This is a genomic window from Streptomyces capillispiralis (assembly GCF_007829875.1).
Taxonomy (GTDB): domain Bacteria; phylum Actinomycetota; class Actinomycetes; order Streptomycetales; family Streptomycetaceae; genus Streptomyces; species Streptomyces capillispiralis.
The window spans coordinates 1,908,828-1,935,114 of record NZ_VIWV01000001.1 but is presented as its reverse complement, the minus strand read 5'-3'; the positions used below and the strand labels follow the sequence as shown (position 1 = coordinate 1,935,114).

Below are 26,287 nucleotides of genomic sequence, written 5' to 3'. Positions count from 1 at the left end.
GGGTGAGGGCCTGGGGGACACCGGCTCGGTGGCCTCCGGGAACACCGGCGGTACGACGACGCCCGGCACGGGGACGTCCGAGGCGCCGGGAGCGGGACCGTCCGTGGCCACCGGGCCGGACACGTCAGCTGCCTCTGGGCCGGGTACGAACGTCGCGCCCGGGGCGGGTACGAACGTCGCGCCCGGGGCCGGCGGTTCGGCGACGCCCGGCACGGGAACCGCGGCGCCCGGCACGGGCACGTCCTCGGCATCCGGGACCGGTACGTCCTCGACGTCCGGAGCCGGTAACTCCTCGGCGTCCGGCGGCACCGGGGCCCGGGCGGGTGGCACAAGTTCTCCCGGCGGCAACCCGGCCGCCGGCCCCTCCGCCACGCAGCCGCCCCCGGCCACGCGCACCCCGGACGGCACGGTCGCGGGGGACGGCACGCAGATCACGGCGGACGACGGTGCGCAGAGTCCGCAGATCTCGCGGACCCCGGAGAACTCAGACATCTCGGAGACTTCGCAGTCCACGCAGACCTCGGACTCCTCCCCGTCCCCGGAGACCACGACCCCGCCGGAGACCACCTCCTCCTCTCCGGAGATCCGTACCTCTTCGGAGACCACCACCTCCCCGGAGACCACCACCTCCCCGGACGGCCTCGCGGCTCCGGAGGCCGCGCCCACGCCCGCACTAAAGACGGGCAACTCGGCTGACGCGGATCTCACCGCTGCTCCGCCGAAGGTGAGCACGTCGAGTTCGTACGCCGACACCACCGACACCGCCGACGTTCGCGACCTGCGTGACGGAAGCGACGTGCGTGACGTGAAGGGCGGGCTCGGGGACCCCGCGTTCACCCAGGCGCCGCCGTTGACGATCGTGGTCTCGCAGCTGCCGCCGCCGGGTGAAGGGTCGCCGGAGGCGGCCGAGTTGCTGGACGGCGCGGGGACCGACCGGGCCGTGGTGCTCGGGCCGGCGGTCGCGTCGGACGGGGCGGGGCGCCCGGTGCGTGCCGCCGTCGAGCTGACCCGTGAGGCGCCGGGCGCCCCGGTCAAGGTCCGCCCGCTGACCGGCCCGCCGCCCGCCGTCACGCCGGACGGCGGCGGCACGGACGTCACCGCCCCCGGTGCCGAGGACAAGTCCGGCAGCGACACCGACACCGCGTTCCCGGGCGCGGACGTGCTGCTGCCGCTCGCCGACGCACTCGGTGTGGTGTCCGACCCCGCTCCCCGTCCCGTCACCCAGAGCACCGGGACGGCCGACGGCGACAGCGGTCCGCTCACCACCGACCCGGCCAAGCCGCCGAAGACGGGCGCGGAGACGGCGCCGCCCACCCGTGGCAACGGCACCGGCCCGGACTCCACGGTCACCCCCGAGCCCGCCGCCACCAAGATCGCCACCCTGTCCCGCCCCTACACCGAGCCGGCGACCGACCTCCACCTGGAGTCCGGCAACAACAGCGACAGCGACAGCAGCAGCGACAGCGACAGCGACATCAACGGCCGCGGCACGGCCGAAGGGGTGGGCGGGTCCGGACCCGGCAGGGGTGGTACGCCGCCTCCGCCCCCGGCCACCACCACCCCGTCGGGCGACACCGCGCCGGTCACCGACGTGACGGCGCCGCCGCCGGGACGGATCGTGGTGCGGGCCGCGGGGCAGCCGGCCGTCACCACGCTGGACGGCCAGTCGGTGCCCGTGGCGCAGCTGCGGCGGCTGGTCCCCGACACGGTCGTACGGCCCGAACCGGGGCGCGCGGTGCAGACGTTGACCATCTCGCAGGGGCCGGCCGAGGACGGCACGGCGCGGGACGCGGGGCGGCGCGCGCTGCTCGGGCAGGACACGTTCCGCGGCGTGCGCACCACGTCCGCCGCCCCGGCCCCGACAGCCGCTCCGCCCCGGGGAACCGCCGCCGAGACCGTCGCGGAGCCACCCGTCCGCCGGACCGTGTTCACCGGACCGCCGGCCGCGCTCCCCGGCTCCGGTACCGAGCGGGGCGCCGACTACTTCGTCTCGCACGGCACCCCCCGTACCGTCACCCTCGGCACCGAGGACGCGGCACGTCCCACCGTGAAGGTCAGCGGTGTGCAGCTCGGCGAGGTGCTCAAGTCGTGGGCGGGCGACGGCGACCGGGACCGCCCGCTGGTGCTGTTCTCCTGCGAGACCGGGCGGCAGCCGGAGGTCGCCGGTCTGCCCGTGGCGCAGCACGTGGCGAACAGGACCGGACGGCCGGTGTACGCGCCGACGACCGAGGTGGGTACGGCCCGTGACGCGGACGGCAACGTCCGCGCGGTGCTCACCGAGGGCCCGGACGGGCCGGGGCGGTGGCGGCTGTTCACCCCCGAGCCCACCGGCGCCGACCTGGACGCGCTGGCGCGCGACGCCGGCCTGCACGCGGGTCCCGGCCCCGCCGACGCCTTCGCCCTGGCCCGTACCCTCCAGCAGGTCCGCACGCTGCGCGGCGCCCTCGGCCCGGACGCCGAACAGCGGCCGGAGAACCGGGAGCTGCTCGCCGGGCTCGCCCACGTGGACGGCCTGCGCTGGCTCGACCCGGGCACCGCGGCCCGCTACGGCGACGGCCGGATGACCCCGGACCTGCTGGACCGGATGGTCACCGACTGGCACACCGCCACGGGCGGCACCGCCGTCGATCCGGCGACCGGCCCCACCCCGGAGCAGTACACCGCGTTCCTGCGCGCGGCGGCCGACCTGCGGGCCGCCGCCGGGCCGGACACCACGCTCGACGCCCTGCTGCCCCCGCCGCCGCCCGAACTGCCGCCGTCCACGCTGGTTTCGCGGGAGGACGTGCGCGGACTCTCCTACGCGCCCTCGGCGGAGATCGCCTGGGCGCTGTCGGACGCACCGCTGCCACTGTCCGATCTGGGCCTCAACCCCGAGGACACCGCCGAGCTGGCACGCCGCCTGCACGACCCGGCGCCCGCCACCACCGCCCCCGCGGAACAGCGGCCGTCCCTCCCGCCGGCGCCGGCCGAGGTCAACTCGTACACGGCGCGTCAGACGTACGGGATGCCGGAGAAGAACTTCAAGGGCTTCCGTGACGTGTCCCGGAACAACAGTCTGGTCATCGACGTACGGCCGACCAACCCGAGTGCTGCGAAGTGGCTCGAGTCCGGGGCGATGGCGAAGCCGCAGGAGATCAAGGCCAAGACCGTCGACGAGATCGACACCTTCCTGGGTGCCGATGCGGGGACTGTCGGGCTCGTGGGGTATTTCAGGCCGGTGCTGCCTGAGCCGTCGGCGGTTCCGGAGGGGCAGTGGGACAGGGTCCTGTCGCGTTTCAACCAGCGTTCCACGGAGTTCCGTGAGCTGGCCGCGTCGATGGCCGCGTACGAGGCGGAGAACCGGTTCGTCGTCAGGGACGGCGTGGTCCACGGTGTGGACGAGGACGGTGCGCGGCGTCCCCTGACCGGTGACCATGACGTCTTCGACGTCTCGACGCCGGGCGGTACGCGCGTCTCGCATCCGCGGCACGACGCGCTGATCGAGGAGATGCGGTCCAAGGACATCGCCGTGATGCACGGCGCGCACATGTTCTGGAACCCGTCGACCACCTTCGACAAGTCCGTCTTCGACAAGATCGTCGATTCCCACCGGGGCCCCGACGGCGAACCGCTGCTCCGTTTCCGCCCCGACAACGAGCACGCCGAACTCACCTGGCCCGCGCCGGTCGGGAGCGGTGAGGTCGATTCGTACACGGCGCGTCAGACGTACGGGATGCCGGAGAAGAACTTCAAGGGCTTCCGTGACGTGTCCCGGAACAACAGTCTGGTCATCGACGTACGGCCGACCAACCCGAGTGCTCCGAAGTGGCTCGAGTCCGGGGCGATGGCGAAGCCGCAGGAGATCAAGGCCAAGACCGTCGACGAGATCGACACCTTCCTGGGTGCCGATCCGGGGACCGTCGGGCTCGTGGGGTACTTCAGGCCGGTGCTGCCTGAGCCGTCGGCGGTTCCCGAGGGGCAGTGGGACAGGGTCCTGTCGCGTTTCAACCAGCGTTCCACGGAGTTCCGTGAGCTGGCCGCGTCGATGGCCGCGTACGAGGCGGAGAACCGGTTCGTCGTCAGGGACGGCGTGGTCCACGGTGTGGACGAGGACGGTGCGCGGCGTCCCCTGACCGGTGACCATGACGTCTTCGACGTCTCGACGCCGGGCGGTACGCGCGTCTCGCATCCGCGGCACGACGCGCTGATCGAGGAGATGCGGTCCAAGGACATCGCCGTGATGCACGGCGCGCACATGTTCTGGAACCCGTCGACCACCTTCGACAAGTCCGTCTTCGACAAGATCGTCGATTCCCACCGGGGCCCCGACGGCGAACCGCTGCTCCGTTTCCGCCCCGACAGCGAACACGCCGAACTCGCCTGGCCCGCGCCGCTCCCGACGACGCCCGGCCCGGACCGGCCGGCGAGCCCGGCCGACGAGCTGACCCTGTTCAGCAAGGGCCCCGCCGCACCCGGACCGGCGGACACCGTGCGCGCGGACGGCGTCGTCTTCCGGCGGCTGGACACGCCCGGCGGCGGCAACAGCCTGTTCCGGGCGCTGCTCGACGGCGCGCGCAGCCGGGCCGTGCCGCCGGCCTGGGCGGCGCGCGACATCGCCGGTGTGCGCCGGTTGCTGCGCGACCGGATCACCGGGTCCGAGCTGGCCGCCGCGGCCGCCGAGGCGTCCCCGGACCCGGTGCTCGCCGTGGTGGACGACCTGCGGATGGGCGCCCTCGCCGGGACCGCCGACCCGGACGAGCAGAGCCGGATCACCGAGGACTGGAACCGGATCGCCCAGGCGGTCGTGACCGACGGCGACGCCGCCCAGTGGCAGGGGATCCTCCGGGACAGCCCCTACCCGCACCTCGCCGACGTGGTGCCCACCCCCGCCGCCGCGCGGCGGCTCGGCACCGGGGAACTGATCGCCGCGGCGGCCGAACTCCCCGGGCTGTGGGCCTCCCCCTTCGCCGACGTGCTTCCGCAGGCGCTGGCCCACACCCTCGACCTCGACCTGCGTCTCGTCCAGCCCGACCCGCAGGCGCCGGGGAACACCGTCGTCACCACGCTCCACCCGGGCGGCCGGGGCGGCACCCTGCACCTGGCGTACAACGGCACCGACCACTTCGACGCGTTGGTCCCCGCGGACGCCCCGCTCACCCCCGCACCGGACCAGGGCCCGGGCACGACCGCCCGGGACCAGGCGACGACCTCCACCGCCACGAACGGTTCCACGACCGGCCCGACCCCGGACCCGGCCACCCCGGACCCTGCCACCCAAGACCCTGCCACGCAGGACCCTGCCACGCAGGACCCGGCCACGCAGGACCCGGCCACGCAGGACCCGGCCACGCAGGACCCGGACGGCTCCGACCCCTTCGGGGAGTGGCTGCGCGGCATGGGCGGCATCACCGACGTCTACGGCCCCGACACTCCCGACCGGGGCTCCCCGGTGCCGCTGGAGACCCAGCTCGAACGGCACCGCCCGGCCCGGCTGATGACCGGTCAGGACGTCCGCCCGCCGGGGCCGGCACCGCGCACCGTCACCTTCGACGACGGCAGCCGGCTGCCCGCCGCCCTGCTCAGCCCGGACGCCGATCCGCACGACGGGAGCCCGGACGGGCGCACGAACCCGACCCCGCGGACGACCGGGCTCTTCACCGGCCTCGGCGCCGTCACCCTGCGCTCGCCCGAGCAGGTGGCCCAGGAGATCCTCGGGAAGCTGCCGGAGAAGCTGCGCACCCAGTTCGACGAGGCGGAGCTGCTGCGTCTGCTGACCGAACAGCCCGGCGCCTTCACCGCCCCGCGCGGCGCCCGCTTCGTGGGCCGGGAGAAATCGGGCGTCGGCCACGAGATGACGGTCGAGGCGGTCCCGTACCACCGCTGGGAGCGCTTCTCCGAGGTGAACGACGGCACCACCCGTGTGGACAGCATGCGGCGCGGGCAGGCCGGCACGGGCGGCGGGCGCAGCGTCGGCTTCGGGCGCCGGATCGCGGCCGGTCTCAGCATGGGGCCGCCGCTCAACTGGCTGCTGAAGATCGGCCTCTCGCTGGGCTGGACCCGCAGGACCGACTTCACCCTCGGCACCCAGGCCTACAACCAGTCCGAGTACCGGTCCTACGAGGGGTCGCACCTGCACCTGGACGACGTCTACTACCGGGTGCGCGTGGACCGGGTCACCGAGGCGCCGAAGACCGGCGGCCAGGACAACGCGCCCGGCACGCCCGCACCGGTCCTCCGCTGGGAGCGCAGCGAGGTGCACAGCGCCGGGTTCGCCGTGCGGGACGGTCTGAGCTGGCGGCTGCCCGACGACCTCACCGTGCCCTTCACCGGGCCCCGGCGGGCCCCGGAGACGCTCACCTTCCCGGACGGGGCCGAGCCGCGGGCCACCGACGTCACCGCACTGCACCTGGTGGACCCCCCGGAGGACCTGGCGCTCGCCCTGTCCACGGCACGGCCCGGCAGTTCCGCGCACCGCACCCTGGTCTCGTACGTCCGTCCCGGGCGCCTGCTCGCGCTGTTCGGGCGGTTCGCCGGGCCGGTCAGCGGACCGGAGCTGACCCGGGGCGGCAGCCAGCACCCGCTGGGGCACCTGATCGTGGAGCGGTCCATACCGCACCGGGGCACCCTGGTCGCCGAATCGCTGAAGACGGAGGTGCGCGACCTCGTCCAGACCACGTACCAGAACCAGCGCGCTCACGTCCGCGACACCCGCTTCGGCATCCAGGTCACCTCCGGGCCCAACTACCAGCTCGCCGGCCCGGAGACGGACGTACGCCTCCAGGGCGGCCCGCTGGTCAGGGGGGACTTCAGCACCGGGCGGAGCCACTTCCTCGGCACCGAAGCGGCCCGCAAGATCACCGCGCGCATCCGCAACCACCCCCTCGCGCTGTACCGGGTGGAGCGCACCCTGATGGTGCGCATGGCCGGTGAACCGCGGTCGGCGGTCCGGCCGGTACGGGTGGTCAGCCTGGACTGGATGTCCACCGAGGACGCGCGCCGGCTCGCGGGCTGGGACAGCCGTACGCCCGGACGGACCGGACCCAACCCGGACGCCGAGCCGCCCGTGCCGTGGTACCTCACCCGCGAGGACCCGGTGCACCTGGGCGGCCAGGTCCGCGCCGAGGGCTTCGTCCCCGACCGCCCGCAGACCGATCCGCTGTCGAGCCAGGACCAGGCGCAGGGCCAGGGCCGGGACCAGGAGCAGGGCCGGAACCCCGATCCGAGCCAGAGCCAGGACCAGGACCGGAACCCCGGCCCGAGCCCGAGCCAGGACGGGCGGCCCGCCCCCCAGGACCCGTCCCGGGAGGGCCAGGAGTCCGAGGCCGCGCAGAAGCCCCTGAGTGTCTTCGCGGACGCCGTCCTCGACACCCTGCACCGGTCGTACCCGTCGCTGTTCGTCCCGCCGTTCATGCTGCGGCACCCCCGGCTGGCCACGTTCTGGTACGGCGACGGGCGGATGCGGACCGCGCGGTACAACGACCGCCAGGTGCGCGAGGCGCTCAACCAGCCATCGCTGGCCCAGAGCCTGGACGAGCTGACCACCACGGGCGTGCAGGTCACCCTCACCGAGGACGGCAAGGTGCGGCGCGGCCACCACACGCTGACCCTGCGGGCGCGGCTCACCGACCGGCGGTTCGAGACCACCTTGAGCGAGCGTTCGCTGCGCAACGCCGTGACCGGCACCGAGGTTTCCGGGCAGGGACAGCAGGCGTCCAGCACCCTCTCCGCCGGCGTCGAACTGGGCATCTCGCCGCGTGACCACGACAAGGTGCCCGGGGTGGGGCTGCCGCGCCAGACCGGCAGCGTGTCCGTCGGCGCCCGCTACGCCCTCACCGACCAGAAGGCCACCCGCAGCACGGTCGCGGTCAACCACGACAACCTCACGTTCCAGAACGGCGCCGACCTCTACAGCTACCGGGTGGAGCTGGGCGCCTCCTTCGAGGGCCACCGCCGCCCGCGCGGCTGGGCCCGCCTCGCCTCGCTCGGGGTGCTCGGCGCCGGCGTCTTCGTCAGCAGGGTCGAGGACCGTCCGCTGTTCAGCCGGGGCAACGAGACCGTGGGCCGGGTCGAGCTGGCCGTGCCCGCGGTGCACGGCTCCCACCGGTACCCCCCGGCCGACCCGTCGCCCGACGGCACCGGGGCCGCCCAGCCGGCCGCGGTGCCCGCGCCGCGGCGGCTCTCCGCCACCGAGGCGGACCAGCTCCTCGACGGCACCCGCCCGCTGCCCAGGGGCGACTCGGCCGACCGGCGGCTCATCCAGCGGCTGTTGAGCGCCCCGTACGCGGTGCTCGGCACCGAGGGGGGACCGCAGCGCCAGGAGGTCATGCAGGACACCGCCGACCGTGCCTCGGGCACCTCCTGGCACGTCAGCGCCCCCGGCACCCCGGTGCGCACCGCGCTGCGCCGGGCCGTGGCGAACCTCAGTGTGGCCGGGCAACTCGGCCAGTACCTGGGTCCGTTCGGCTCCCGCGTCACCGGACTCAACGGCGCCGGGCCCCTGCAGACCCACTACCTGAAGGCCGCGATCCGCGGCGAACTGCACAACCTGCGGGTCAGGAGCGACCCGAAGCCGACCAGCCTGGAGGCCACCCTCGGCAACGAGCACCGCGTCGCCGGCAGCGCGAGCACCGTCACGCGCACCACCCTCGGCCTCCAGGGCTCCTACATGCCCCTCCAGCAGGCCCCCGGAGAGCAGGCGCTCGTCGGCTCCTACTCGACCGCCCTGCAGTACGCCTGGGGCAGGGGCCGCGGCCTCACACAGACGCTCACCCGGGGACGCAACACGACCGTCGCCTTCGCCGGCCGGATGTACCTGGTCGTCGCCGACGCCGCCGAGACCATCGCGGTGCGGGACCGCTGGACGGCCGCGATGGGCACGGTGGGCACCCGTGCCGGGGAGCTGGTCAGCTCCGCGGCCGGGCGGCTCTCCGCGCGCCTCGGCAGCGGCCTCGCCCCCCGCCGGGCCGCCGCCGCGCTCCAGCACATCCGTGACGCGGTGATGTTCCACCTGCCGATGCAGGACGTCATCGAGGCCGGGCTCGCCCCGGACGGCCTGGACACCAGCACCCCGCGCAACCTCGGCGGCGGCTACCGGGTGCCCGCCTTCCTGCGCGGCCGCCGCTTCCCCACCCATCCCAGCGGCCAGCTCGACGCGAGCCCGATGGTGCCGGGGCTGATGGCGCAGCTGGAGAAGATCGGGGTGCCGTCGCACGACCGGGAGCAGGTCCTCCAGCGGCTCTCCCCGGACTTCCTCCGCAGCCACCTGCACGAGCTGACGACCGACGGACTGGCCCTCCCGGTCCGCTACCGCGCCTGGTCCCGGCCGCACCACCTGACGGTCGGCGGCAGCCCCGGGCAGGTCCGGTTCCAGCTGACCCCGGTCACCACCACCGTGGAGCGGCTGCGCACCGGCATCGAGATGGAGGACGTCCGCAGCACCGGGCGCGACGACTCCGACGGCGTCTCCCAGGACCGCGGCGCCGACCTGACGTTCAGCGGCGGCCAGCGCGCGGCCAGCAGCGGCATCCTGGTCGCCAACCCCTCCGTCCAGGGCACCGCGGCCAAGCAGCGGTCGAGCACCCGCACCGAGACCGTCGGCAGCGTCACGACGCCGAACATCGCCACCACCCAGGCGCACGCCGAGATCGTCACCGGCTACACCCTGACCGTCACCATGGTCGACGCGTCCGGCGACCCGCTCGCCCCCCACGCCACCACCCCCGTCGGCAGCCTCCACGAGATCCTCCCGGCCGGCCTGCTCACCCCGGACGGTGACGGCGCCGACGGCGCGCTCACCGAGCAGGACGTGCCGGAACCGGAGCGCGCGATACGGCTCCTGACGGCCGAGGAGGCGCGCCCCGAGGGCATCGCCGCCTGGCGCACCTCCGCCGCCGGCGACCCGTCCGGCGGACCCGACCCGGACGTGCTGCCCTTCGACGAGCGGATCGGCGCCGGCCTCCTCGCCGTGGACGTCCGGGGCGCGACCCACGTGCGGGACGCCCTCACCCTGGCCACCGCCCGCGCCGACGGTTTCGGCGACGGCGACCTCGGCCGGCGGCTCACCGGCAGCGTGCTCGACGGACGCGTCCGCATGGCCCGCCACACCCCGCTCACCGGCCTCGGCACCGCCCCCGCCGAGGCCCAGCAGGAGGCCACCACACAGGTCGGCCTCACCGCCGCGTTCCGCGAGGCGCTCGGCGCGGACGGCTCACCGCTGCCCACCCAGGCCTCCGCCCGCCTCCTCGGCCAGTTCCACACCGCCGACTCACGCCTGTACGCGAAGATGCACCGCCGTGGCGCCCGGCTGCTCGCCGTGGAGAACAAGCCGCGCATGGAGGCCATGCGGCGCACCAAGGCCTCCGACGCCATGGAATCCGGCATCACCGACAACGTCGAGGGCGCCGTCGGCACCGCGCCGCTGGCGGGCACCAGCAACGCGGGCATGACCAACCCGGGCGCCACGGTCCCGATCGGCGGTTCGAACGACGGCACCACGCTCAAGGGCGCCACGGACACCAACCAGGCCACCCACGTCAAGGTGGTCGCCGACCGCAGCATGCTCTTCGCGCTGCCGGTGACCTGGCTGTCGGTGGCCGAGGCGGACCACCGGCTCACCGACAGCCGCCCGCTGCGCGCGCTCGGCAAGGCCAGGCGCGGGCCGCGCGGCGCCGAGAGCGAGACCACCGCCCTGGTCTGGCTGCGCGAGGACGTCGCCCGGGAGTACGGCCTGCTGGACGACAACACGTTCCCCGAGGAGGTCGGCGCGGCCTGGGACGACCAGGCGAAGGCGGCGGGCGACCTCACCACGGCCGAGCAGCGCTACTACGACGCCCGGGCGCGGGCCCGCGAGACCTGGCTCGACCTCAGCGCCGAGGAACAGGCCGCGCTCGGCGACGGCCGGCCCGACCTGCCGACCGTCCTGCCGCGGGCGGTGGCCGAGTCCCCGGCCGTCACCGCCTGGCAGAACGCCCGCGAGGAGGTGCGCCGCTGGGAGCAGCGCACCGGTGACGCCGCCGCGGCCCACCACCGGCTGCACCTCGCCGCCTCCCGCCTCACCGCCCACCACCAGGGCTCGGCCGCGGTCCCGGTGCCGGACCGGCCGCAGGAGTACACCGAGCCGGAGTGGCGCTCCGAGGCGCCCGCGCCGTACACGGTCACCGACGGCACCGACGGCGCCCCCCGCACCCTCACCTCGCCCGACGGCGGCACGGTGCGCGAACTGCACGACGTGCCGCACGACGGCGCCTCGTTCTTCCACGCGCTGCTCGCCGCCGCCGGGCAGCGGGGCCGGCTGCCGCACCTGCTCGGCACCGACCTCGCCGGCCGCTTCACCGCCGCCCCCGGCGACCCCGCGGTCACCGCCGAGGCCGTCGGCACCGCCCGTGACCGGCTGGCCTGGGCGCTCGGCGAGGACCGCAACCAGGACCTCCTCGACGCCCTCGCGCTGGACGTCGAGGACACCTTCACCCAGGCCGAGATCGACGCCGCCGGAGTGACGTTCACCCCCGCGCAGCAGGCCGAGTTCGACGCGCTGGGCCGGCTCCCGGTGACGTTCTGGCCGACCCCCGAGCAGCGGGTCGCGCTGGCCGTCGCGGCCCTGTCCCGGCCCTTCACGGCCGAACCCCCGCAAGGCGGCGGGCCGGACACGGAGGCAGGTGGCACGCGCGGCGCGGACGGGTCGCCGGCCGTGCCCGAGCGGCGCGCCGGCGACCACGGCGGCGCCGACCTGCTGCCCGCCCTCGCCGCGCGCGTCCTGGGCACCCCGCTCACCGTCGTGACCGGTGAGGGACACGAACAGCTCTTCCTCCCGCCCGGCACCGACCCGGCCGCCGTCGACCCCGCCGCCGACCCGGTCCTGTTCACCGCCGACGGCTTCTTCCACGCCGCCCTCCCGCCCGGCACCCCGCCCCCGGCCGCCACCCCGCTGCCGGCCCCCGCGGGCACGACGGACCCGGGCACGACGGACCCGGGCACGGGCACGGAAAGCGGCGCCACGCCCGCGGCGCAGCAGCCGCCCGCGCACCGCAGCCACGCCACCCCGCCCTGGATCCCGCCCGCCGACGGCACCGGCCCGCGCTACCGCCTCGCCCGCGACGGCGTGCTCACCGCGCCCGACGGCGCCACCTACACCCAGGGCACCGTCACCGGCCGCGGCAACGGCTTCTTCGGCGCGCTGTCCACGGCCCTGAACCTGGCCGCCGAACAGCCCGGCCTCGACCGGCGCGAGGCACGGCGGCTGCGCAGCCGCGCGGACTCGCCGCCCGCCCGGCTGATGCGCCTGAACGGCCTGCCCGGCACCCCGGCCGACCGCGACACGCTCTTCACACCCCCGCCGATGAACGTCCGCCGCGGCGCGCCCACACCCAGCGCGGAGGCCCTCGAAGGACACCTGCGCCGTCACCTCTCCGAGGCCCCGTGGGGTCCGGCGGCCGACCGCGCGGTGGCCGAGTGGGCCGCCGCCGCGACCGGCACCACCGTCACCCTGGTCGAGGAGAACGGCACCGCCCACACCTACCCCGGCCCGTCCTCCGACTCCCCCCACCTGCGACTGCGCCGCCGCGGCGGGGACTTCGTGCCCCTGCTCCCGCGCACCCCGGCACCCGAGCCGGCGGCGAACCCCGAGCCGTCGCCCGGCACCCCGGCACCCGAGCCGGCGGCCGGCACTCCGGCCGGCAACGACGTCCCGGGCCTGGACGGCGAGGAGGAGGCGTACGAGCTGAGCACGCTGTCCGGCGCCGAACCGAAGACCGGGCAGACGACCGAGTCCGAGGCGCTGGCCCAGTTCCGGTTCACCGACGACACGAGCGACAGCGACACCGACAGCGAGGACGGTGCCGCGCGGACCGTCCCGGAGGTCTGGCTCGACACCCTCTTCGGCCCCGCCGCCCGCAGCGACTTCTCGCACGAGACCCTCGTCGACACGGCGGAGTCACTGCGGGAACTGGCGCGGGCGAACGCCGCGCCGACGTCCATCGCCACCGGAGTCCGGGACGAACTGAACGAGCTGGCCCGGGAGGTGCTGGGCCTCGACGACGACGCCGCGGTGCAGGACCGGCACCTGCTCATGCTCGGTTCGCTGGCGCTCAGCGCCTCCCCGGAGGAACTCGCCGACGCCGACCGCCTCGCCGAGTACCTGACGCGCCACGACGCCGCCCTGGGCCGGGACACCCACGTGCAGACCGCGGACGGCACCGCGCGCAACTGGATCGGCACCGGCGACCAGGTGCCGCCCCTGAACGCCTACGGGGTGGAGACCGAGGACGGCGGCCTGACCACCTGGACCGCGCCGTGGACGCAGCCCTACGTCGTCCTCGCCCAGGAGGGCACGGAAGCCGTCCACCTGGTCACGCCCCGCGGCCGGTTCACCCTCGACGACCCCGGTGAGATCGCGCGGCTCGTCACGCGGGACCCGGGGCGGCCCCCGGCAGCCGACATCGTGCTGGCCTTCCCGCACGACGACATCGAGTTCCTGGCCCGGCACCTCGCCGACCTGACCGGCTCCAAGGTCTGGTACTCGGAGCACGACCCCCGTCCGTCCACGGACTGGCGGTCCGGCACCGACCACATCACCGTGGGGCCCGTCCCCGACGGCCCCGGCACGGCGTGGACCTCCGTCGAACCGGGCACGGACGACGGCAGCGAAGGGGACGTCGCCGACATCGTCGACCTGTACGGGAGCGAATCCGAGCACGCCGAGGGGGTCGAAGCGCGCCGGCCCAAGCCGCTGACCACGAGGGACTACGGCGTCGTGGACCACCGTGGCGAGGGCGTGCTCTTCCGCAAGCCCGGCGGGATCCGGGACGCCCGGCAGAGTCCGCGGGCGCTGACGGACTCGGAGGACGCCCCCGAGCTGCACATGTCCGCGCAGGACTACCACGAGACGCTCGCCACCGAGCGGCCGGTGCTGCGGATCTCCCCGGACCGTACGCTCGCGGTCGAGAACGGCGCGTACGGGCAGCAGGTCTTCGCGACGCCCGAGGCCGTCGCCCGCGCGTCGGTCGACCTGGCCCGCGCGGGCCTCGCGGTGCGGCTGCGGACCGACGAGGACCTGAGCATCCTGCTGCCCACGCCCGACGGGGGCAGCAGGCGGCTGTTCCGCGTGACGCCCGACTTCCTGACCCGCTCCGGGCAGTCCTCGGAGGAGGTCTGCCGGGACTTCGCCGACATGCTGGCCGAGAACTCCCGCACGTCGCACATGGTCTTCCGCGATCCCCGCACCGGCCTGGTGGTCACCGCGCCGGTCAACGCCTCCGACGGGGTGGAGGTCACCGGCACGCACCACCTCGCCGACGCCCTGGGCCATGTCGCGGACGGCGACGTGGCGCCGGAGACGGCGGATCCGGCGTGGGCGGCCTCGTACGTCCGCCGCGACGACCGGCCCACCGGCGGCGACGACGGCCCGCTGCCCGGCCGCGCCTACGGCAGCGCGCTCAGCCTCGCCGAGCCGGTCGACCCGCGCCGCGACGCCCTGTCGGACGCGGCGCGCCGGATCGGGATCAACGAGTACGCGTGGGCCGGCGTCGGCGAGGGCTACGTCGTCCAGTCCGTCGCGGCGCAGGGCGGGCAGGGCCAGCCGAGCCTGGAGTACAACTTCGCCAAGCCGCAGCACGCCGCCAACCGCTCGCACTACGGCTATCACTTCGCCACCGTGGTCCTGGCCAGCGAGGACGGCAGCACCCAGATCTCCCTGGAGAACCACGCGCGGGCCTCGCAGCGCAACAGCTGGCACCGCAGGGCCGTCGAGATGAACCTCAGGAAACACAGCCTGGACGGTCTGCGGGAGACCGCGGCGCGCCTGCGCGGCGAGATCGAGCAGCGGCAGGAGTCCGGCGGCGAGGAGCACCTCGCCGAGCTGCGCGGCTACCTCGATCTGACGCTGGCCCTGGTACGGGCGAAGCAGGCCCAGCTGGAGATGCGCGCGGCGCCCGCCGGTTCACCGGAGCGCGCCGACGCACAGCGCACCCTGGAGGGCGCGACCCGGGCCGCCGCGCAGCGCGTCGGCCGGATCGAACAGGTCATCCCGGGCAAGCACCAGTGGTACATGCGGATGTACTCGCAGCGGCCGGGCGAGTCGGCGCACGACACCAACGCGGAACTGCTGGCCGACAAGCCCGCGGCGGAGGCCAATCCGCTCACCGCCGTGGTGGTCCGCGGCCAGCAGGCGCTGCCGCTGTCCCTCTCCTTCGACAAGGGCGCCACGCAGACGCCCGACGGCGCCCAGCACTCCCTGCGGTACCTGGCCAAGGTGGTGGCCAGGACCGCCCTGTGGAACACCGCCAACGGGCTGCCGCTGCCGGACGTCAAGGTCACCGGCCTGCGCGGCGGGCGCCTGACCGGCCGGGACATCGCGACGGCGCGCGCCGAGTCGGTCGCGGCCTCGTTCCGGCAGGAGCTCGCCGACGCGCTGGCGGCGCTTCAGGACGGCACACCGGGGCCGCACGTCACCGCCGACCGGTTCACCGTGGAGCCGGTCTCCGCGCGCGACCGCCGGGCGACCGCGTCCGAGGCGGGCACCGGCACCGTGGACATCACGGTGGAGGACCACCGCGGCGGGCCCCGGCAGGTCGCCACCCGTGGTCCGGGCGGCGCCCGGGGCCGTCTGCCGGGCGGTTCGCCCGACGACGGTCTCGACCCGGTCGCCGAGCAGTGGCCGATCGGCCGTCCGGTCACCGTCATGCGGCCCCGCTACGGCGGCGTCGACCCGAACGCGGTCGTCCCCCTCACCGGCGTACCGGCGCTCGCCGCCTCCGGGCCCGCCGCCACGGCGGACACCCCGCCCGGCACGGGAACGGACACGGACACGGGCCCGGACACGGGCGAGGGAGCGGACAAGGGCAAGGGCAGGGCGACGGACACCGGCACCGGCCCGGACGAGGCGCCGGACACCGAGGGGCCCCGGCCCGGCCGGTGGTTCACCTACACCCGTCCCGCCGAGTCGCGCTCGGAGCCGTTCCGCTACGACGTCGCCGACACCGGGCACATCAGGCTGCCCGGCGGTCCGGAGATCCCGCCGTCCGGATGGACGCGCTTCGGCCACGACTTCGTGCACGAGGCGACCGGCGCGATCCTGCGCGGAGACAGCGGCTGGATCGGCCGCGTCGCCAACATGGACACCCTCGCCCTCGTCATGGCCGACCTCGACCACGACGTGACGCCGCACCGGATCGTGGCGGACTCCACGGCCCTGTACCTGGTGCCGGAGGACGGCGGCGACACGGCCCTGCGCATCCCGCTGCACCAGGACGCCGACACCGCCCCGCAGCCGCAGCCGCAGCCGCAGCCGCAGCCGCAGCCGCAGCCGCGGACCGCGACGGACCCGGCGGCCGAGCCCGCACCGCCGCCCCGCGCCCGCCTCGACGACCGCCCGCGGATCGTCGTGCGGTCCGCCTTCGACGTACGGCGCTTCGCCCACGGCGGGGAGAACGTCACCGACCTGACCGTGCGCCTCGCCCTGCGCGGGGACGACGAACGCACCGACACCGACGCCGTGATGGAGCGGGTGCTCCAGGGCGTCGAGGAGTTCTACAACCGGCCGGGTCACCGGCTGCCGGGCGGCGACCGGCTGCACGTCACCGTCGAGCGGGTCGCGCCGGACGAGGACCCCCACCTGACGGTGGACCTCGTCGACCGGGACCGGCCCATGAACCAGCGGGCCTGGTGGGCCGACGCCGACCCGGTGGAGTTTGCGCACGAACTCGCGCACCAGCTGTTCCTGCGGGACGAGACGCGCGACGCGGACAACCCCGGCCGGCTGCACGCGCCGGGCAGCCTGCTCGGCCCGTTCCGCGAGACCGCCCCCGACGGGCTGGCGCAGGCCGGTCTGCGCCCGCGCCACCTCCAGCTGTGGGCCGCGGTCGCCGGCGACGTCGACCTGCACACCCCGCCGGACGGTACGAGCTGGGCCGACGCCCGCCGCGGCGCGCCGGTGGAGCGCCGGGAGCCGGCGTGGGTCGACCCGGTGTCGCTGCCCGCACCCACCCCGGACACCGGCCCGGACGGCGCGGTCCCGCCGCCGCTGCCGGCCGGCCGCGGTCTGTCCCCGCTCGCGGAGGCGTCCGACGAGTCGGACGCCGAGTCGGACTCCGACGACGACGAGCCCCCGGTCTGGGCCGACCCGGGCTGGCTGGACCTGCTGTTCGGACCGTTCCGGGCGACCGTGCCGCGCGACCGGCTCCGGGAGACCTCCGAGGCCGTGTACGACCTCGTCGTGGAGCAGGCCGGCGGACGGGAGACGCAGCAGGCGCTGCGCGGCGGACTGGTCCACCTCGCCCGGCAGGTCCTGCACATGGACAGGGCGGCCGGGCCGGGGCCCGCGGACTTCCACCTGCTCGGCTCGCTGGCGCTCGACGCCTCCTCCGACGACCTCGCGACCGCCGACGCCCTCTCCCTGTACTTCGTCGAGCGGCAGATCGAGACCGGGCGCGGCGCCCTCGACGAGGCCACCCTGCTGCGCGACGACGACGGCAACCCCGTGGGCCGCGACCACATCGCGCCCGGGCAGAGCGTCCCCGAGCTGGAGTCGTACGCCGTGCGCGTCCGGGGCCGGGTCGTGCCGCAGCCCGCGCCGTGGCGGAACCCGTACCTGGTCGCCGCCCGCCCGGCCGGCCGCGCCGTCGAGATCGCCATGCCCGGGCGCACCTTCCTGGTGGACAGCCCCGAAGAGCTCGCCATGCTCATCTCGTACGACGCCCGGCGGCCCCGGGGCGCGGAGATCGTCCTGGCGCTGCCGCCGGCGTACGCCGCGACCGTGGCGTCCCTCGTCGCCGGGACGACCGGCCGCCGCGTCTGGTACCCCGAGGCGCCGGTCGGCGTGGCCACGCACCCCACGGCCGGCACCCGCCACCTCATGCTGGAGCTGGGCGCCAGGGACACGGGCGCGCGCTGGGCCTCGACCGAACCGCCCGCGGACGGCGGCCTGCCCGGGGCCCGCGACCTCGGCGGCGAGGGCGATCCCGGCACCGACGACGACGGGTCCACCAGCGATGGGGACGCGGAGTTCGACCGCATGGTCGAACAGGCCGTCCTGGAACGGCGGATCGAGGAGCGCAGGGCCCGGCCGCTGACGACCCGCGACTACGGCGTCATCGACCGGCGCGGCGACGGCGTCCTGTTCACCCCGCCGCTCCCGGTGACCGCCGGGGACGTCCGGGCCGACGACGGCACGGACGCGCCCGCGCTGGTGATGCCGCGCCAGGACCAGGGCACCGTCCGGACGGCCGACCGGCCGCCGCTGCGCATCTCCGAGGACCGCACCCTGGCGACGTTCGCGCCCGAGGACGGCGGGAACGGCCGCAGCCGGCAGGTGTACGCCACCCGCGCGGCGATCGAACGCTCCTCGGCGGCGCTGGCGGCGGCCGGGGCCGGGGTGCGGCTGAAGGCCGACGAGTCGGTGGGCGTGCTGCTGCCGAAGGACGACGGCTCCCACGGCGAACCCCTCTTCCGGGTGGAACCGGAGTTCCTGACGGAGTCCGGCACCTCGGAGCACGCCTTCACCCGGGACTTCGCCCAGATGGTGGCCGGCGAGTCCGCCGCGCCCCTGTCCCACATCGCCTTCCGTGACCCGTCCGGCGCGGTCACCACCGCCCCGGTGAACGGCCTGCACGGCCGGGAGGTCACCGGCACCCACCACCTGGCGCAGGCGCTGACGGAGGTCGCCGAGGGCGCGCGGCCCGCCGACGGCGTCACCCCCCGCTGGGCCGCCCGCCAGACGGGCCGGGACAACCGCTTCACCGGCGGCGTGGTCGGCGCGCCCACCCCCGGCGAGCGCTACGGCAGCGCCCTGAGCTACGAGCCGCGGGACAACCCGCTGCGCACCCCGCTGGCCGCCGCCGCGCGGCGCATCGGCGTCAACGAGCACGCCTGGGCGGGAGTCGGCGAGGGCTACCTGATCCAGTCGATCAGCACCACGAACGACAGCGGCGCGCAGCTGTTCACGCACAACCACGCCAAGCCCGGCGACCCGGTGCGCCCGCACGCCCCCTACCACTTCGCGCAGGTCGTACTGGCCAGCGAGGACGGCACCCACCAGATCACGCTGGAGAACGAGAACCACTCGCGCGGCGAGATCCCGGCCGGACTCCTCGACGACGTCATCGACGAGAACCTCGACCGTTACGGCGAGGACGAACTCGACCGGCTGGCCCGCTCGGCCGAGCAGCGCGCCGCCGAGGCGCGGCGCGCCGGCGACGACGGGACGCGGACCGCCCGCCTGGACGGCTTCGCGCGGGCCGCCAGGGCCCTGGCCGAGGTCCACCGGGCCGAGCAACTGCCCTGGTACTTCGACGAGGACCGGCCCGAGCACGCCCTGGCGGTCCGTGAGGCGGCCGGCGCGCGCGCCCGCGCCAGGGAGGTGCTCCGGGCCGCCGCGCCGGTGGTCGAGCACAAGGACCAGTGGTTCTTCCGGGCCTACAGCAAGCGGCCGGGCGAGTCCGCCCACGAGGTCAACGCGGCCCTGCTGTCGGAGAACTCGCCCGCGGTCGCCAACCCGCTGACGACGGTGGTGCTGCACGGCCACGCGCCGCGCCCGTACCAGCGGACGATCCGGTTCGAGGAGCAGGAGCACGCGCTCTCCGCCGCGGACGCCGACACCATCGACGGCCTGGCCACGACGCTGGCCCGCGCGGGCCTGTGGAACCGCGCGCACGGACTGCCGATGCCGGCGGTCACCGTCACCGGCCACGGCAACCGTTCGCAGAGCAGCGGGCGGAAGCGGGCCGACGCCGTCGCCAAGGCGCTGGGGGCCAGGCTGGGCCAGGTCCTGCGGACGTTCCAGAGCGGCGGGAGCGGGGCGCGACCCGTCACGGTGCGGGACTTCGCCCTCACCGTGGACGCCAAGCGGGTGCGCAGCGCCACCGACCCGGCGCAGGGGCGGGTCGTGACGGTCGACATCGACGACCGCCGTCAGGTCCCGCCGGCGTCGGCGGGGCAGGCGGTCCCGGCGGCTCCGGCGGCTCCGGCGGTTCCGGCGGGTCCGGGGGCGTCGGGCCGTACGACGCCCGCCGGCGCACCCGTCCGGTCCGACGAGCCCACGCGGCCGGTGAGCACCACGCCCGCACCGACCACCGACCCGGCCACCACCACCGACCCGGCGACCACCACCGACCCGGCGACGGCCACCGGCCCGGTGTCCACGCGGCCCGCGTCCGCCGGGCCCGTGTCCGCCGAGTCCGGTCCGGCCGGTTCCACGGCCGGTGGCGGGCGGGCCAGGTCACGGCCGCCGGCCCGTCCCGGGCAGCCGGGCCGGGAGCGCCGGAACAGCGACGCCCCGCCGTGGGTCCGGGCGCGCATCCGCTACGCCGAGGAGTCCGCCGCCTTCGACAAGCGGCTCGGCGCGTACCTGGCCGAGCACGAGGCGGTGGTCGCCGAGTACCGGAAGATGGCGAGCGCCGCGTGGGCGACGGCCCGTCGGGACCATCCGCGCAACCTCGCGTTGTTCGGCGACACCAGCAAGTACAAGGCGGGCGTCGTCGGCACGTCCCGCCCGGCACTGCAGCAGGTGCTGCGCAGCGGCAACCTGCGGGAACTGGTGGCGCTCCTGTACGAGGGCATCTCCAAGGACTTCGTGCCGTCCATGCTCGGCGGCCCCGAGGAGCAGCACCCGGAGATCGCGGCGGAGCGGCCGAGCCGGCGGCAGCGCGACGCCTACGCCGAGTTCACCCGGCGCTTCGGAGAGATCCAGGCCTCGGACCTGCCCGCCGAGGAGAAGGCGGCGGCGGTCGAGGAGCTGGAGCGTTCGGTGACGATCCGGACGCGTCCGGAGGACGCGCGTCCGCCGCTGAGCGAGGCGGAGCGCCGGATCGCGGTCAACGACTCCGGGCTGACGTGGATGCCCGCCACCTCGGTGTACGACATCGCGATGAGCGCGGACTTCCAGGGGAACTCGGAGGACACGGGCGGGCTGGTGGCGACCGGCACCGCCGGATCCACGTACCGCTTCATGCTGCACGCCGCCCGGATGCGGGACCAGTGGGGTCTCGACCTGGACCTGGGGCTGATCCGGGCCGGAATGCTCGCCGTCTCGCTGACGGTGGACCACCACACCTTCCACGAGGTGATGCGCGGCGCCCAGCTCGCCCTGAACGACGTGGCCGGCCACGACCCGCGGCTGGACTACACGGACAACTGGGGCCGCTACTGGAACGTCCACCCGTTCAGCGAGGGGGAGTTGCGCGAGAACGTCGCACGCGACGGCCTCTTCCCCGACGAGCACGCCCAGCGCCTGCTGGACGAACTCGAGGACCGGCCGACGACGGTCAGCGACACCCGTGACGGCGGCACCCGCTCCGTGCTCCCGCACCGCCCGGGCCCGTCCGGCCGGACCATCCACACCCGGCCCGTCGCCGCCGAGCCGAACCACCCGGTGCCGCAGCTGCCGAGCCCTCCGGTGCCGCAGACGCCGAACCCGTCCGGCACCCCCACCGCCGGACAGCAGCCGGGCGGCACCGCGCCCATGACCGTGCTGCCCGAGGAGGCGGAGCGGCACCGCGAGGCGGTCCTCGACGCGCTCTACGGCCTGGGCGCCCTGAACGGCGTCGACCGCGAGCGTGCCGAACACGCGCTGGAACGGCTGGACCGGCTCCGGGACGCCGACCCCGGCCTGCGCGGCGGCTTCCTCGACCTGGACGCCGTGGTCCGCCGGGTGCTGCTGCTCGACCCGTCCGACACGGTGAACGCCGCCGCGCGCGGCGCCCTGGTCCGCCTGGCGACCGCCCCCGTCACCGCCGGCGCCGGCACCCTGGCCGCACTGTCCGCCCACTACCTCGCCCAGCGCGGCGCGTTCCACGCCGACTTCCGGCTCACCGACGCCCAGGGCCGCCCGCGCGGCTGGAACTGGCTCGGCCGCCCCCTGCCGGCCGACCTCGACACGGGCAGCACCGGCAGGATCTCCCGCGCCGCCGACGGCACCACCAGCCACAGCGGGCCCGAGCCCGCGCCCTGGCGGCCCACGTCCGGCGACCCCGACCCGTACCTCGTGCTGTTGTCCGCCCGGCCGGACGCGGTCGTGGTGCGCGGGCTCGGCGGCTTCGCGCGCCCCGTGCCGCCCGAGGTCTTCCACGAGCTGATGGCCCTCGACCGCGACCTGGCGGGCCACCCCTCCCGGCCGCCGGTGCTGCTCCACGTCGAACGGTCCGCCGCCGACTCCCTCGACCTGCCGCGCGGGCTCGCCGACCGGCTCGGCCGCGACGTGTGGGCCACCACCGGACGGGCCGGCATCGGCCGCCTGCCGAACGTGCCGGGCCGCTCGATGGTCCTGCTGCTGGACGAGGTGAAGCAGGCGCCCCGCGGCCAGTGGTTCGTCAACACCCCGGCCCCCGCCGGTACGCTGCCCGCCGCCGAGCCGGACGACCGGGTGACCGCCCTCTCCGTCGCCACCCAGGACCACCGGTCCATGGGCTACATCTCGATGGACCTCTCCGAGACGCCGGGCGGCGGCTGGGCGCGGACGCTGGCGCACAGCCGGCTCGGCACGGTCACGTCCTACACCCACCTGCGCAACGCCTACGGCCCCGGCGGCACCCCCCTCCCGCTGCCGTGGACCGAACTCAACCTGCCGGCGCCGTACTTCGCCAACAACCACGGCACGCCGGGCGCCGTCGTCTGGCACACCCCGCAGGGCCGGCGGGACGACGACGGGCCGCGCTTCGCCCGCACGCTGGCCCGCCGCCGCAGCCTGGCCTCGCTCGCCCCGGAGCACCCCGTGGTGCTGCTCATCTGCTACGCGGCGACACCCGCCGGCATCGGCGAGGTGCCCGGGTACCACGTCGAGGGCCCGCTGCCGTTCGTGCCCGACCCGCTCGGCACCGTCGCGGTCGGCCAGGACACGGCCAACGAGACGGGCCGCACGGTGTTCGCCACGCAGTTCATGAACTCCACTGGCGAGACCCGGCCCGGTGATCCCACGACGTACATCGGGGTCTTCTCCGACGCGCGCGGCCGCACCCGGCCGTGGGTGATGTTCCGCCCGGAGCCGGCCGGGGACGCGCTGGACCGGCGGGCCCGCGACGCCGGGCTGCACCACGGCCCCGGGCCCGTCCCGGAGGCGACCCGCGAGCGGGCCCTCAGACTGGTGCGCGCGCTGCGGCAGATCTTCGGCCCCACGGTCGACGAGACCGCCGAATACCCGGACCTGCTGCGCGGCATGGGCGCGCTCGACCTGATGCGCGCGGCCGACCCGCGGCTGGACCGCGACGGCGCCCGCCGGTTCACCCTCGACCTGTACCAGCAGATCCTCACCGGCTACCACGGCGGATTCCCGGCCGGACAGGTCCCGCAGTTCACGCCGGACCACCACCGCGGCCTGCTGGCGGAGGCGGCACGACGGTGGGACGCCGGCGCGCGCGGCCCCCTGACCGGCTGGATCGGACTGCCGGGCCTGGTCCGCATGCTCGACAGCCTCGCCGCGTCCTCCCACCGCGAGACCGTCGCCCGGCAGGTCCTCGGACTCGACGCGGGCGACCCCTTGGGCGAGGACGAGTGGTCGCGGCTGCTGTGGGCGTCGTACCGGATCGCCGAGGTGACCGGCCCCCAGCCGGACCGGGGCGCGTTCGCCGCCGCCGTGCTGCACCTGCCCGCCCCCGACCCGTCGCGGTTCGGCGAGGCGGTCGTCGCGGCGCGGCGGGCGGCGGCCGCGGGCCGCGACCCGTGGCAGTTCCACGAGGTGGCCGCCCACCACCTGGAGCAGCAGGGCGCCCTGGACGCCGACCGGCTCCTGACGGACGCTCAGGGCGAGGCCTGGGGCCGGGGACTGGACGGCGCCAACCGGCCGCCCGGCACGTTCGACCCCTCCGTGGTCACCCTGCTGGGGTACGCGCCCGACGGCACGCTCGTGCCGGTCGGCACCGAGCCCGCGCCCTGGAAGGCCGACCCGTACCGTCCGGCGCCCTTCGTGTACGTCGCCGACGGTGACGCCGGCGGGCTCCGCATGCCGGGTCCGGTGCCGCCGAGCGAGTTCGGCGAACTGGTGCTGCGCGACCCGCAGTTGCTCGGCATGGACGGGTACGCCGAGGTCGTCGCGGTGGTGCCGCACGCCCGGCCGTCGGGCGCCCCGGCGCAGGGCAGCGTCCCGGGCGAGGGCGCCCGCAACTCGGCCCGCAACTGGTGGAGCGCCGACAGCGCCACCACGCTCCACCACGACCCGGCGACGGGGACGTACACCGTCGCGCTGCTGCCCGGCCCCGACGGCCGGCCGGCCGCGCCCGGCACGTGGGGGCGGACCACACCCGCCGAGGGCGACCCCGCGGGCACGGGCACGGTGACCAACGGGACGGCGCCGGGCACGGCCGTGGCGGCGCCCAACACCGCCGCGCCCGCGCCCTCATCCTCCGGAACCCGAGCCGATGACACGGACGGCACGGACGGCACCGGCGAGGCGGACGGCCTCGCGGCCGCCTGGGACGCGCACGCGTCGGCGCTGGCCGGGCTCCGCGCGGCCGCCGCCGAAGCCGCGACGACGGAGCGGATCAGCGGCGACGGGACGGCGGTGGCCGACGCCTGGGCCGCGGTCGACGACGCGCGCCGCGCCCTGGAGGACGCCGAGGCGCGCCTGTGGACCCTGGGCGTCACCCCGGACGAGCTGGGCGCGGCGCGGGACACCGGCGACCCGGCCGGCACCGGGAGCGGCGTCGGCCCGGACACCGGGGACGCGGCCCCGGCCGTCCCGGCGGACGCCGACGGGCGCCGCTGGATCGCGGCGCGGATCACCGACGACGACCTGCCGTCCGGCCTGCCCGCCCCCTCCCCGGACGAGACCGTCGGCACGGACGAGCTCGCCGCCGCGGGCATCACGCTCTCCCCGGGCCAGCAGATCGAGCTGATGCTGCGCGGCGACGACCGGCTGCCCGCGACCACACTGGAGGCCCCGGACCTGACCCGGGTGCGGATGGCGCGGCCCGGCGCCTGGACCGACGCGCAGGCCACGGCGGCCGCGAACGCGTCGCGGCGGCTGTGGGCGGGGGAGTACGCCGACTTCGCGGACGCGGTGCCCGAGGGCACCGACGCGGCGGACACCGCCCGTGCCTGGTCCGCCGCCGTCTCCCTGGTCCTGCCGGCGGAGCCGCACCCGGTCCTGGCCGACGCCCGGTACGCGGGCGACGGCTTCCGCGACGCGGTGCGCCGGGTCGCCGGACACCTGCTGGGCGACGGGACCGGCACGGCGTCCGCCGCGGAACTGGCCGACACCCTCCGCACCGGCCTGGGCCTGCGCCCGCGCTGGACCCCGCCCGCCGCGGACGCCGCGGCCCCCGACGGCACGGACGTCACCGACCCCGCGACCGCGGCCACCCCGGACGCCACGGCACCCGCCGGAACGGGCTCGCCGACGGCGGCCCCGGCGCCGCTGCCGCGGACCGGTACGAGCGGTACGACCGGTCCGGAGGCGGCGGTGACCCCGCTGCCGCAGTCCGGAACCGGCGCGGACATGCCCGACACCGACATGACGAACGCCGACGACATCGACATGTCGATCCTCGACGACCTCGACCTGTCGGCCTTCGACGCCTTCGACTTCGACACCGTCGACTTCGGCACCGTCGACTTCGACGCCTTCGACTTCGATTTCGGCCTCGACCCCTCCGGACCGGACGCCGGCGACCAGGAGATGACCGACGCGGACCCGACCGGGGCGGACCCGGCCGACGCGGACCCGACCGCCGTGACCACGGAGAACGGGCAGCATGTGTTCGCCGCACCGGCGGCGGCCGCCTCGTCGGGCCGCCCGCTCGCCCCGCTGCCCCGGCTCAGCCTCGTCCAGTTCGACCAGGGGCGGACGACCCCCTCGTCCGACGCGCGGCAGGCCGTCGAACGGCTGGCGTTCCAGGTGGCCAGGGCCGGTCTGCGCAACCGGCGCACCCGGGTGCCGCTGCCGAAGGTCGACATCGCCGGGTACGGCGCCGACGGCCGTCAGGAAGGCACCGCGCAGGTGCGGGAGCAGGCCGCCCGGCAGCGCGGCGACCAGCGCGCGCGGACCGCGCACGACCTGTTCACGCAGAAGCTGGAGCACGCGCTCACCACCCTCCAGCGCAACCTGCCGCAGGACCGCCCCCGGCTGACCGCGAGGGACTTCAGGATCACCTCGCGCGGCCGGGCCCGGGTCCCGGGCCAGGGCGCCACCGTGGGCGCCGCCCAGCAGGTGAGCCGCGCGGACCTCGGACGGCAGGCCACGATCGCCGTCACCTCGACCGGCCACGCCGCCGCCGTGGAGACCCTGGACGCGCTGCGCCGCGCCGACCGGACGCTGCGCACCGGGGCGCTCGACGTGGACGCGGTCGCCCGGCGGATCCTGCACCTGGAACCGTTCGTGCTCGTCGACCCG

Annotated in this window: 1 protein-coding gene (running past both ends of the window); it reads left to right on the top strand. The window is 76.0% G+C overall.

The whole window is internal to a lonely Cys domain-containing protein gene (locus tag FHX78_RS07680) on the top strand: the coding sequence, 39,516 nt in all, runs 2,036 nt past the left edge and 11,193 nt past the right edge, and what appears here is coding positions 2,037-28,323 (codon 679, partial, through codon 9,441, complete); the first codon wholly inside the window starts at position 2. The start codon and the stop codon both lie outside this window.